General features: G+C 69.7%; 7 protein-coding genes. 6 read left to right on the plus strand and 1 reads right to left on the minus strand.

The annotated features are described in order from the left end of the window. Positions 1 to 126: 126 nt before the first annotated feature. The 3 genes from C8J26_RS11225 (at position 127) to C8J26_RS11235 (ending at position 7,465) form a co-directional block, all read left to right on the plus strand. Positions 127 to 2,121 (plus strand): autotransporter assembly complex protein TamA, encoded by a 1,995-nt coding sequence (locus tag C8J26_RS11225; protein ID WP_107958024.1) that lies wholly within the window; start codon positions 127 to 129, stop codon positions 2,119 to 2,121. Then, on the plus strand, positions 2,118 to 6,263 hold the full coding sequence (locus C8J26_RS11230; protein WP_107958026.1) for a translocation/assembly module TamB domain-containing protein: 4,146 nt from the start codon (positions 2,118 to 2,120) through the stop codon (positions 6,261 to 6,263). Before C8J26_RS11225 ends, C8J26_RS11230 begins: the two co-directional genes overlap by 4 nt. A gap of 191 nt (positions 6,264 to 6,454) precedes the next feature. Next, positions 6,455 to 7,465 carry a glycoside hydrolase family 3 N-terminal domain-containing protein gene (locus tag C8J26_RS11235; protein WP_107958028.1) on the plus strand — a complete coding sequence of 337 codons (1,011 nt, stop codon included), beginning with the start codon at positions 6,455 to 6,457 and terminating at the stop codon, positions 7,463 to 7,465. An 18-nt stretch (positions 7,466 to 7,483) separates the two neighbouring features. Here the strand turns inward: C8J26_RS11235 and C8J26_RS11240 are convergent, their stop codons facing one another. Then, positions 7,484 to 9,343 (minus strand): methyl-accepting chemotaxis protein, encoded by a 1,860-nt coding sequence (locus C8J26_RS11240; RefSeq protein ID WP_244185259.1) that lies wholly within the window; start codon positions 9,341 to 9,343, stop codon positions 7,484 to 7,486. 119 nt (positions 9,344 to 9,462) lie between these two features. Between C8J26_RS11240 and C8J26_RS11245 the strand changes: the two genes are divergently transcribed. Genes C8J26_RS11245 through scpB form a run of 3 tightly spaced genes read left to right on the plus strand, consistent with a single transcriptional unit; the run spans position 9,463 to position 12,019 of the window. Then, positions 9,463 to 10,650 (plus strand): carbohydrate porin, encoded by a 1,188-nt coding sequence (locus tag C8J26_RS11245; RefSeq protein ID WP_244185269.1) that lies wholly within the window; start codon positions 9,463 to 9,465, stop codon positions 10,648 to 10,650. Positions 10,651 to 10,706: 56 nt separating this feature from the next. Further along, positions 10,707 to 11,432, plus strand: coding sequence for a segregation and condensation protein A (locus tag C8J26_RS11250; protein WP_107958208.1), 726 nt, complete (start codon positions 10,707 to 10,709; stop codon positions 11,430 to 11,432). Continuing rightward, a complete protein-coding gene (gene scpB, locus C8J26_RS11255; protein WP_107958033.1) occupies positions 11,429 to 12,019 on the plus strand; it encodes an SMC-Scp complex subunit ScpB in 591 nt (196 codons plus the stop codon). The genes C8J26_RS11250 and scpB overlap by 4 nt, the downstream gene beginning before the upstream one ends. Positions 12,020 to 12,021: the final 2 nt, after the last annotated feature.

The following is a 12,021-nucleotide window of genomic DNA, read 5'->3' on the forward strand; positions in this document are numbered from 1 at the left end:
GCGACCCTGCGATGCCAGCCACACCCATCGGCGCCTGCTGCGCGCAATCGGTCGCGCCGACGAAACGTGGCGGAAATACGGCGTTACATACTGTTCCGCCACGACAAGCCCGGCTAGGAGCCGGACATGGTGTTCCGCGTCGGGCGAGCCGGGCCGGCCGCCGCCTTTTTCGTTCTGACAACAGCCGGGGCCGTGTCCTCGGTTGGCGTTCCGGACGCGGGCGCGCAAACCGCGCCTGCGGTGGCACAGACTCCGGCACGCACACCCACCGACACGCCGATGTCGCTCGACCCCAATTCGCCGCTCGCCGCGCTGCCCGATATCGGCGTCGACTGGCCCGATCTCGCGTCTGCGCCGATCGATCCCGCCGCCACGGTCGCCGCGGTCGATGCCAATACCGAAAGCCGCTATGCGTGGCGGATCGACGGGATCGACGGGATCAACGACACGCTGCTGCGCCAGCGCTTTGCCGCGCTGTCGACGCTCGACGCGAACGATCGCCAGCCTGCCAACGCCGCGCAACTCGATCGCCGCGCGCGCGAGGATGCCGATCTGCTCAACAGCCTGCTGCGCGCCGAGGGCTATTACGACGCCACCGTCGTCACGCGGGTCGAGCCGGGCGCCAAACCGATGGTCGTGCTCGCGGCGAGCCCGGGCACGCTCTACACCTTCAAGGGCGTGACGATCGACGGCATCGCCGCGGCGGGGGACAAGGCGCCGGGGCTGGTGACCGCGTTCGGCGTGAAGCCCGCAGATCCGGTCAATTCGGATGCGATCGTCGCGGGGCAGGCCAAGCTGACGACGCAGATCGGCCGCGAGGGGTTTCCGTTCGCCAAGGTCGGCGATCCGGCGATCGTCGTCGATCACGCCACTCGCACCGCGACGCTCGACCTGTCGGTACAGCCCGGCGGCCAGCGCAAGTTCGGGCAGGTCGTCGCGCTGCCCGGCAACCGCGTGTTCGGCGCGGACCATGTCGCGGAGATCGCGCGCTTCTCGCCCGGCGACGTCTATGATGCGGCCAAGCTCGACGATCTTCGCCGCGCGCTGATCCAGACCAGCCTCGTCTCCGCGGTCGACCTGAAGCCGGTGCAGGGCGCGACGCCCGATACCGTCGATGTCGCGGTGAAGCTCGACAGGGCGCCGCCGCATACCGTCGCGGGCGAGCTCGGCTATGGCACCGGCGAGGGCGCGCGCGCGGAACTCAGCTGGACGCACCGCAACCTGTTCCCGCCCGAGGGCGCGCTGACGGTGCGCGGCGTGCTGGGGACGCAGGAGCAGCTCGGCTCGATCGTGTTCCGGCGCAACAACTTCCACGCGCGCGACCGGGTCCTCACGCTCCAGGCGTCGGGGGTGCACACGAATCGCGATGCGTATGACGCCAAGACCTTCTCGCTCGCCGGCAGCCTGGAGCGCCAGACCAACATCTTCTTCCAGAAGACTTGGACCTGGTCGGCGGGGGCCGAGCTGATCGCGTCGGACGAGCGCGACGTCATCGTGTCGACGGGCGATCCGCGGCGGCGGACGTTCTTTATCGGCGCGTTGCCGACCAGCCTGAACTATGACGGGTCGGACGACCTGCTCAATCCGACCAAGGGCTTCCGGCTCGGGGGGCGGCTCAGCCCCGAGGTGTCGCTGCAGGGCGCGGTGTTTGGCTATACGCGCACGCAGTTCGACGGCAGCGTCTACCAGCCGTTCGGCGACAGCGTGGTGCTCGCTGCGCGGACCCGGCTCGGCACGATCGTCGGCGCGCCGCGCGACCAGGTGGCACCGTCGCGGCGCTTCTATGCGGGCGGCGGCGCGTCGGTGCGCGGCTATGGCTATCAGTCGATCGGCCCGCGCGATCCCAACAACGACCCGATCGGCGGCCGCAGCCTGACCGAATTCTCGATCGAGGCGCGGATCAAGGCGTTCGGCAATTTCGGCATCGTGCCGTTCCTCGACGCGGGCAACATCTATACCTCGCCGCTGCCCAAGTTCACCGGGCTGCAATATGGCACCGGGATCGGCGTGCGCTATTACTCGAACTTCGGGCCGATCCGCCTCGACGTCGGCACGCCAATCAATCCGCAGCCGGGCGACAGCCGTATCGCGGTGTACGTGTCGCTGGGGCAGGCGTTTTGACCGAGGCGGCACCCGCCCCCAAGCGTGGCGTGCGGTGGTGGCGCTGGATCGTCGGCGCGGTCGCGGGGCTGGTCGCGATTCTGGGCGCGGCGCTGCTGATCGTCGATACCGATATCGGGCACCGCTTCGTCGCGGACCGGATCGCGGCGATCAGGACCGCCAACGGGCTGCGCTTCACGGTCGGGCGGATCGACGGATCGCTGTACGGCGATACGCGGCTGGTCGATCTGCGCGTGTATGATCTCGAGGGGCTCGTGTTTGCGGCGCCCAACGTCACGCTCGACTGGTCGCCGTTCGACTGGTTCTCGAACCGGCTCGAGATCCGCCGGCTGATCGTCGATCGCGCGGTGTTGACGCACACGCCGCGCACCCGGCCGTCGAAGACGCGCGGACCCATCCTGCCCGAGTTCGACATCCATATCGGCACGCTGTCGGTCGGGCGGCTGACGCTGGCCAAGCGCGTGTTGGGGACCGAGCGGGTCGCGCAGGTCGCGGGGCGCGCGGACATCCGCTCGGGTCGCGCTCTGGTCGATCTGAAGGCGCGCGTTGCGGGCAGCGACGATCTGAAGCTGCGGATCGATGCCGAGCCGGCGCGCGATCGCTTCGATATCGACGTCGCGGCGCGCGGGGCCGCGAACGGCGTGCTCGCGCGGATGGTCAAAGCCAAGGGCCCGGTCGCGCTGGCGGTGACCGGCGATGGCAGCTGGGCCAAATGGACCGGACGCGCCAACGGCATGATCGGCACGACCCGGGTCGTCGATCTCGCGCTGGCGCAGGTCGCCGGGCGCTACACGCTGTCGGGCACGCTCGCGCCGTCGTCGCTGCTGAAAGGGCGGCTGCAGCGGCTGACCGCACCGCGCGTGCTGGTCGCGGGCAGCGCGACGTTCGCCAGCCGCCGGCTCGAGGGGCAGCTGTCGCTGCGCACGCCCGCGCTGGCGGTCGATACGACGGGCATCGTCGACCTGGGGGCGAACGCGTATCGCGAGGTGCGGATCAAGGCGCGGTTGCTGAAGCCGCCCGCGCTGTTCGACAATATGAGCGGGGCGATGGTCGAACTCCGCGCGATCCTCGACGGGCCGTTCGCGACCGCGGCGTTCGACTACCGGATCGACGCGCGCCGTTTCGCCTTCGACCAGACCGGGTTCGAGGATGCGCATGCCGCGGGCAAGGGGCGCCTGTCCGCCGCGCCGGTGACGGTGCCGATCCGCTTCACCGCCGCGCGCGTGACCGGGGTCGGCGCGGTCGCGGGCGGGATCCTGCGCAACCTGTCGGTCGACGGGCGGCTTCGCGTGACGCCGACGCTGCTCACTGGCGACGCGCTCCGTCTGCGGTCCGACAAGCTCACCGGCAGCATCAACCTGATCGTCGATCTGCGCAACGGCCAGTTCGAGGTGGGCATCAATGGCGGGCTCGGCCGGTATTTGATCCCCGGGCTCGGCATCGTCGACGTGAAATCGACGTTGCGCGTCGTGCCAGGCCCAAACCGCAAGGGCACGCGCGTGATCGGCCAGGGCAGCGCGCAGATGGTGCGGCTCGACAACGCGTTCTTCCGCAGCCTGGCGGGCGGGTTGCCGCGGATCACCACCAATCTCGAACGCACGACCGACGGCGTGCTGCACTTCACCAATCTGGTGCTGACCGCGCCGCAGATCCGGCTGACCGGCAACGGCTATCGCCGTCGTGACGGGACGTTCCACTTCGAGGGCGGCGGGCGGCAGGCCACCTACGGTCCGGTGACGCTCAAGCTCGATGGCCAGATCGATAAGCCGACGCTCGACCTCCTGTTCGCGAGCCCCAACGCGACGCTCGGGCTGTCGAACGTCCGCGCGCATCTCGACCCGACGCCGCAGGGCTTCGCGTTCACCGCGGCGGGCGGATCGCGGCTTGGACCGTTCACCAGCAACGGCGCGATCCTGCTGCCACCGGGCGCGGGGGCGACGATCCAGATCGCCGCGCTGAACGTCGCCGGCACGCGCGCGAGCGGCAGCGTCGCGGTCGTCAATGGCGGCTTCAACGGGCAGCTGGTGGTTTCCGGGGGGGGGCTCTCGGGCGAACTCCTGTTCCGCCCGGTCGGCCAGATCCAGCGGATCGAGGGGCATCTCGCCGCCAAAAGCGCGACGCTCGACACCGTCGCGCTGCGCCAGGGCAAGCTCGATTTCGTCACCTTGCTCGACCCTGCCGGCACGTCGATCGAGGCGACCGCGACGGGGCTTGGGCTGCGGCGCGGTCCGCTCAGCCTTGCGCGTTTCAACGGCAGCGCCTCGCTGCGCGGCGGCGTCGGCACGATCCGCGCGTCGATCGCGGGGTCGCGCGGGCGCGCGTTCGATATCCAGAGCGTCACGCAGGTCACCGCGACCAGCTATGCGATCGCGGCGCAAGGCACGCTGGATGGTCGCCCGCTCAAGCTGCTGACGCCGGCTGTCGTCACCCAGGCGGAGGATGGCTGGCATCTCGCACCGACCAGGCTCAGTTTCGGCGGCGGCGAGGCGCAGGTCGGCGGCCGCTTCACCGCGACTAGCACCGCGATCGACGCGAGCCTGACGCGGATGCCGCTCGCGGTGCTCGACATCGGTTATCCCGGATTGGGGCTCAGCGGGTCGGCGTCGGGGCGGTTTAACCTTGCCACCACGAACGGCGCGGCACCGACCGGCAAAGCCGACCTGACGATCCGCGGTCTTGCGCGCGCCGGCCTCGTCCTGTCGTCGCGACCGATCGACGTCGGCGTCGCGGCGGTGCTCTCGCCCGACAAGCTCGGCCTGCGCGCGGTGATCGCGTCGGGCGGCAAGACGATCGGGCGCGCGCAGGCCCAGCTCGCGCCGCTCGGTCAGGGGGACTTTGCGTCCCGCATCAGCAACGCGCGGTTGTTCGGCCAACTCCGCTACAGCGGCCCGGCGGACACGCTTTGGCGCCTAACCGGGGTCGAATTGTTTGACCTGTCCGGCCCGATCGCGATTGGCGCGGACGTCGTTGGCACGCTCGCCAACCCGACGCTGCGCGGGGTCGTCCAGGCGAACGGCGCGCGGATCGAGAGCGCGACCACGGGCACCGTCCTCACCAACGTGCAGGCAACGGGCCGGTTCGGCGGATCGCGGCTCGTGATCGACCGGTTCGGCGCGGACGCGGGCAAGGGCGGGCGAGTCACCGGCAGCGGCCAGTTCGAATTCGCCGCCGCCGCGGGGATCGGGCTCGACCTGACGCTGCAGGCCGACAAGGCGGTGATGATCAACCGCGACGATATCGGCGCGACCGTCTCGGGGCCGCTGACGTTCAGGTCGAACGGCTCGGGCGGCACGATTGCGGGTGACGTGGTGCTGAACAAGAGCCGCTATCGCCTCGGCCAGGCGACCGCCGCCAGCGCGGTGCCGCAGCTCAACATCCGTGAGATCAACCTGCCCGACGGCGGCGAGGAAGTCGCGACGCCCGCCAAGCCCTGGGCACTCGCGATCAAGGCGCGCGCGCCGAACCAGGTGATGGTCAGCGGCTTGGGGCTGACCAGCGAATGGTCCGCCAACCTCCAGATCGCTGGCCAGCCCGAAAACCCCGCGATCACCGGCCGCGCCACGCTGATCCGCGGCGATTACGAGTTTGCCGGCCGCCAGTTCGAACTCGCGCGCGGCGTCATCCGCTTCGACGGGCAAGTGCCCGCCAACCCCGCGCTCGATATCGAGGCGAATGCGGATTCGACGGGGCTGAGCGCGTCAATCCGGGTGACGGGCTATGCGCTCAAACCCGAGATCGGCTTCACCAGCACGCCCGCGCTGCCCGAGGACGAGCTGCTCTCGCGGCTGTTGTTCGGCACCTCGATCACCAATCTGTCCGCGCCCGAGGCGTTGCAGCTGGCGGCGGCGGTGGCGGCGTTGCAGGGCGGCGGCAACGGCCTGAACCCGATCAACGCGGTGCGCCGCGCCGCCGGGCTCGACCGGCTGCGAATCCTGCCCGCCGATCCGCAGACTGGGCAGGGCACGTCGATCGCGGCGGGCAAATACGTCACGCGCCGGCTGTATGCGGAGATCGTCACCGACGGGCAGGGCTATTCGGCGACTCAGGTCGAGTTCCAGGTCACGCGCTGGCTGTCGCTGCTGTCGAGCATCTCGACGTTGGGGCGGCAGAGCGCGAACGTGCGCGTGTCGAAGGATTATTGAGCGATATCCCGGATCCTATGCCTGCGAGCCAAAGCCGCCCCGGCGAAGGCCGGGGTCCAGGTGGCAAGGCCGTCGTGACGGCGGACGATCCTTCGTTTTTTTCGTCCCCCAACTGGGCCCCGGCCTGCGCCGGGGAGGTGACCCTTGCCCGGCTGCACGGTAAGGGCAGGCTTTCGGTTTAGGACCCAGTCATGAAGCCCGTCATCTTCGGCCTGTCCGGCCCCGTCCTTACCGCCGCCGAGCGCGCGTTCTTCGCCGACTGCGAGCCCGCGGGCTATATCCTGTTCAAGCGCAACATCGTCGACCGCGCGCAGGTTCGCGCGCTGACGGATTCGCTGCGCGCATTGGCGGGTCGCGACGATCTGGCGATCCTGATCGACCAGGAGGGCGGCCGCGTCGCGCGGATGGGCCCGCCCGAATGGCCGGCGTTTCCGGCGGGGCCGGTGTTCGATGCCGCTTATGAGCGCGCGCCGATGACCGCTATCCAGGCGGCGCGCGCGAACGGGCAGGCGCTGGGGGTGATGCTCAGCGAGGTCGGCATTACCGTCGACTGCGCGCCGCTGCTCGACGTGTCGCAGCCTGATACGACCGAGGCGGTGTCCTGTCGCACCTACGGGTCGGACCCGATGCGCGTCGCGGCACTGGGGCGGGCTATGCTGGAGGGGCTGGCCGAGGGCGGTGTCGTCGGGATCGTCAAGCACATGCCCGGCCATGGTCGTGCGAAGGTCGACACGCATCACCACTTGCCGACCGTCACCGCGACCGATGCTGAGCTCGCGGTCGACCTCGAACCGTTCCGCACGCTCAATCAGGCGCCGATGGGGATGACGTCGCACATCGTGTTCGATGCCTGGGATGCCGATCGCCCCGCGACCTTGTCGCCGATCGTGATCGATCGGATCATTCGCGAGCGGATCGGGTTCGACGGGCTGTTGATGACCGACGATATCGACATGAAGGCGCTGTCGGGCACGGCGGGCGACAAGGCGGCCGGCGCGATCGCCGCGGGGTGCGACGTGGTGCTCGATTGCTGGGCGCGCATGGACGAGATGGTGGAGATCGCCGACCGGCTCGCGCCGATGTCCGCCGTGTCGCGCGCGCGGCTCGATCGCGCGATGGCGTCGGTCGGCACCGCCACCGGCGATCTCGCGGCGCTGATCGCCACGCGCGACGCCTTGCTAGAGGCGTCGGGCGCGGCGTAGCGGGCGGCCGGGGCGGCGTTAGAAGGACTCGAACCCGTCGTCGTCGAACGCGCCGGCATCCGCCATGGCGGGGACCTTCGCCGTCGACATCCGAGCCTCACGCTGCGGTGAGTTCGCTCGAAGCGCGGCCCGGCCGCCCCCGTACCCGCTCGCGAACCGGCCCGCCTGTCCCGACGGCGCGCCGATGCGGAACTTCGCCGCCTGTTCGGTCAGTGCAGCGACCTCCGAGGTGAGGTTGCGCGCGGCGGCCGAGGTCTGCTCGACCATCGCTGCATTCTGCTGAGTCGCCTGATCCATCGCGGTGACCGCGGTGCTGATATCGGTGATCGCGGTCGACTGCGCGCGGTTGTCGCCGGCGATCTCGGCGAGCAGCGTGTGCACGCCGCGGACATCCGCCGAGATCGCCGACAAGGCACCGTCGACGCGCTGCACGCGTTCCACCGCGGTGCCGATATCGGCCTGCGTCGCGGTCAGTTGGTCGCGCGCGCGCCCCGCCTCTTCCTCGGCGCGCATCGCCAGCGCGGATACGAGGTCGGCGACGACCGCGAACCCGCGTCCCGCCTCGCCTGCACGCCCCGCCTCGACCGCGGCGTTCATCGCCAGCACGCGCGTCTGGAACGCGATCTTGTCGAGCCCCTCGATTACGCTGTCGATGCCCTTTGCACTCTCGCTGACCCGGGTCATCGCCTGGACCGCCTCGTCGGCAATCTCGCGGCCGCCGGCGACCGTGGTGATCGCGCCGTCCGCGCGCTCGACCGTCCGTCCGGCGGCGACCGCGGTCGCCTGCAGGCGCTGGTCCATCTGCGCGATCGCGGCGGCGGTCTCCTCCAGGCTGGCGGCATTGCCCTCGGTGCGGCGGGCGAGATCCTCGCTCGCCTGCGCGATCTCCTGCGATCCGGTGCTGATCATCGTGGTCCCTTGCGCGACCGATCCGATCAATCCGCGCAGGCTGTCGATAGCGCTGTTGAAATTATCCTTGAGTCCGGTGAACGGCGCGTGGAGATCGGCATCGATCTTGGCGGTCAAATCACCATCCGCCAGCGCGGTGAGGCCCGTGCCCAGGCTGTCGACGATCAGCGCCGCCTGCGCCTGTTTCGCCGCCTCGGCCGCCTGTAGCTGGTTGCGGAACGCCAGCATCGCCTTGGCGATGTCGCCCAGCTCGTCGCCGCGATCCGCCCCCGTCACTTCGGCGTCGAGATTCCCGTCGCCGAGCTCGCGCATCGTTTCCGCCAACACGATGATCGGCTTGACGACCCGGCGCACGGCCAGCGTCACGAACGCGATCGTCCCTGCGATGCCGATCCCCAGCGTGATGACGAGAAGGATCATCGCGATCTGCCCGACCCGCTCGGCATCGTCCGCGGACCGGTGCGAATTCGCCTCGATCGCGTCCGACGCGGCACCCATCGCGACCTCGAGGCCGCGGAACTGATCGAAGAATCCCGGCAGCATCGCGCGCGCGGCGCCGGGATCGGTGCCGATGCGATCGATCAGCCGTTCGGCGGACTGGACATAGGCCTCCATCGGCGCCGCCAGCTTCGAGGTTACCGCGGCGACCGAGGCGTCGCCGGTATAGGCCGAGTCCGCCGCTATGCCCTTGCGCAGCTCGGCGAGATGGCCGCGGAAGTCGTTCTGGATATCGCTGCTCTTGAGCGTGCTGCCCGGCTCCGCGGCCTGGAACGAAGCCAGCACGTCGCTGCGGATGGCGTCGTGCATCATGTCCGCGCCTTCGTGGTTGGCGAAGAGCGCTGCCGCCGCCGTCTGGCGGTGTTGCGCGGCGGTCTGCATCCAGGCGGCGGCGATGCCGGTCGCGCCGCAGAGCAGCATCAGCGCGAACAGAGCCGCGCCTGCGATACGGATGGCACGGTTCAGCGACATCGCATCGCGCGCTCTGGACTTTGAGTGTGACATGTTTCGGCGACCTCTTCCGGACTCGGGCAAAATTACATTCCTATAATAGGACAAGCCGATTGGCCGGAGGATGGCGCGTGAATATTATGGCAGTGTCTCGATTTGCCCTGCCGGCACTTTTACTGTCTGCGGCTTGGACCCATCTTGCTGCCGCGCAGTCCGGCGCACCCGAATCCGCGCCCCGCGCCGTCACGGTCGAGGGGCGGTACGTCCTTGATCTCATGGGCAACGTCGCCGGTGGGGACAAGCGCGGCGCACGCGTGCTGGGCAATGCCGAGCTGACCGCGGACGGCGATCTGGACCGGCTGGCGGGCTGGCGCGGCGCGCGCGCGCATCTGCATCTGCTGGGCAATCATGGCGGGGCGATCAACACGCTGGCGGGGACGTTGCAGGGCGTCGACAATATCGAAGTCGCCAAGGGACGCGCCAAACTGTACGAGGCGTGGGTCGAGCAGGACATTGCCGGTGGTCGTGCGGCGTTGCTGGTCGGACTGTCCGACCTGAACGTCGATTTCTACCAGAATGATTCGGCGGGGCTGTTGGTCGCGCCGGCGTTCGGCATCGGGTCTGAACTCGCGGCGACAGGCCCCAACGGACCGTCAATCTTTCCCTCGACCGCGTTGACGCTGCGGCTAAACGTGGCGATCGCCAGCTTGGGCTATGTCCGCGCGGCGGTCGTGAATGCGCGTGCGGGCGTGCTGGGCGATGCCGCGGGAATCGATTTCGGGATGCATGACGGCGCGCTGCTGATCGCCGAGGCGGGGACGCGCACGAACGGCAAGCTGGCGATCGGCGGCTGGCGCTATACGCGGCACCAGGACGACATGGCCGCGTGCGACGGCAGCGGCGTGCCCCTCCGGCGGACCGCGACCGGGGCCTATGTCCTGATCGACCAGCATCTGTCGGGCGACGAGCACCACGGCATTGATCTGTTCTTTCGCGCAGGCGTGTCGGAAGGGCGGACGACGCCGTTCCGCGGCGGATTCCAGCTGGGGCTGCTCGCAAACGGGCTGGTTCCGGGGCGCCCCGACGGCCAGCTGTCGGTCGGTCTTGCGCAGGGCCGGTTGTCGAATGCGTTCCGCCGTATGCTCCGCGATTCGGGTGAGTCCGCCGATGCCGCCGAGACGGGAGTCGAACTCACCTATCAGGACAAGGTGGCGCCGTTCCTGTCGGTCCAGCCCGACGCCCAGTATATCCGTCGCGCCTTCGCCGATGGTGGGCGCAAGTCGACCCTGGTGGCCGGATTGCGCCTGATCGCTGCCTTTTCCCGCTGACGATCGCGCCGACATCCGCCGCTGCCCAATCGGGTGCGATGCTGTACCGTCGGGCGATGGACGACGCACAATTGACGCTGGACCTGGACGGGTGGGAGGGGCCGCTCGACCTGTTGCTGACGCTGGCGCGCGGGCAGAAGGTGGATCTGCGGCGGATCTCGATCCTGGCGCTGGTCGAGCAGTATCTGGGCTATGTCGAGTCCGCGCGCGCGCTCAAGCTGGAGCTGGCCGCCGATTATCTCGTGATGGCGGCGTGGCTGGCCTATCTGAAATCGGCGTTGCTGCTGCCCCGCGATCCGCTGGCCGAACCCGATCCGGAGGCGCTGGCGTTCAGGCTGCAACGGCGGCTCGAGCGGCTGAGCGCGATGCGTGAAGCCGGCGCGCGGTTGATGGCGCGCGATCGCAGCGGCCGCGACGTGTTCGCGCGCGGCGCACCCGAGGGCTTGCGGACGGTGCGCAAGGCGGTGTGGCAGGCCGAGATCTTCGACCTGATCGCCGCCTATGGCCGGATCTCGGCGCGGACTCGGCCGGTGATGCATGTCGTCGCCGATCGCGAGGTGATGACGCTGGAGGCGGCGCTCGACCGCGTCTCGACGCTGGTCGGCACGCGGATCGACTGGAGCGTGATCGAGAGTTTCCTGCCCGAGGCAGGCGAAAGGCTGCGACGCTCGGCGCTCGCGTCGAGCTTCGTCGCGGCGCTCGAACTCGCGCGGCAGGGCCGGATCGAGCTGCGCCAGGCCGCGCCGTTCGCGCCGCTCTATCTGCGGGCCTGCGCGTCGTGACTCCGCCCGACGCCTTCACCCGCGCGGTCGAGGCGGTGCTGTTCGCCGCCGATACGCCGCTCACCATCGACTCTATCCGCGCGCATGTCGGGGCGGGGGACGTCCGCGCCGCGCTGAACCGGCTGGCGGACGACTATGCGGGCCGCGGGATCGTCATCGTCCAGCGCGGCGAGCGGTGGCAGTTCCAGACCGCAGCCGACATGGCGCACATGCTGCGCCGCGACCGCGAGGAACCGCGCCGGCTCAGTCGCGCGGGGATCGAGACGCTGGCGATCATCGCCTATCACGAGCCGGTGACGCGCGCCGAGATCGAGGCGATTCGCGGGGTGCAGATCTCGAAGGGGACGCTCGACGTGCTGATGGAGGCGGGCTGGGCGAAACCGGCAGGGCGTCGCGAAGTCCCGGGGCGACCGCTGATGTTCGCGACGACGCCCGAATTCCTCGTCCATTTTGGGCTGACCAGCCGCCGCGACCTGCCGGGGATCGACGATCTGCGCGCCGCGGGGCTGCTCGATCCGGTCGATCTCGCCTTCGATCGGCTCGACGACGGTGAAGATGGCGAGGTGGCTGGCAATGCGGCGGGATGAGG

This window comes from Sphingomonas aurantiaca, from assembly GCF_003050705.1.
GTDB lineage: Bacteria > Pseudomonadota > Alphaproteobacteria > Sphingomonadales > Sphingomonadaceae > Sphingomonas > Sphingomonas aurantiaca.

Coding starts and splice junctions, on each gene's coding strand:
- C8J26_RS11225 (WP_107958024.1), top strand. CDS start 127: ATGGTGTTCCGCGTCGGGCGAGCCGGGCCGGCCGCCGCCTTTTTCGTT.
- C8J26_RS11235 (WP_107958028.1), top strand. CDS start 6,455: ATGAAGCCCGTCATCTTCGGCCTGTCCGGCCCCGTCCTTACCGCCGCC.
- C8J26_RS11240 (WP_244185259.1), bottom strand. CDS start 9,343: ATGTCGCTGAACCGTGCCATCCGTATCGCAGGCGCGGCTCTGTTCGCG.
- C8J26_RS11245 (WP_244185269.1), top strand. CDS start 9,463: ATGGCAGTGTCTCGATTTGCCCTGCCGGCACTTTTACTGTCTGCGGCT.
- C8J26_RS11250 (WP_107958208.1), top strand. CDS start 10,707: ATGGACGACGCACAATTGACGCTGGACCTGGACGGGTGGGAGGGGCCG.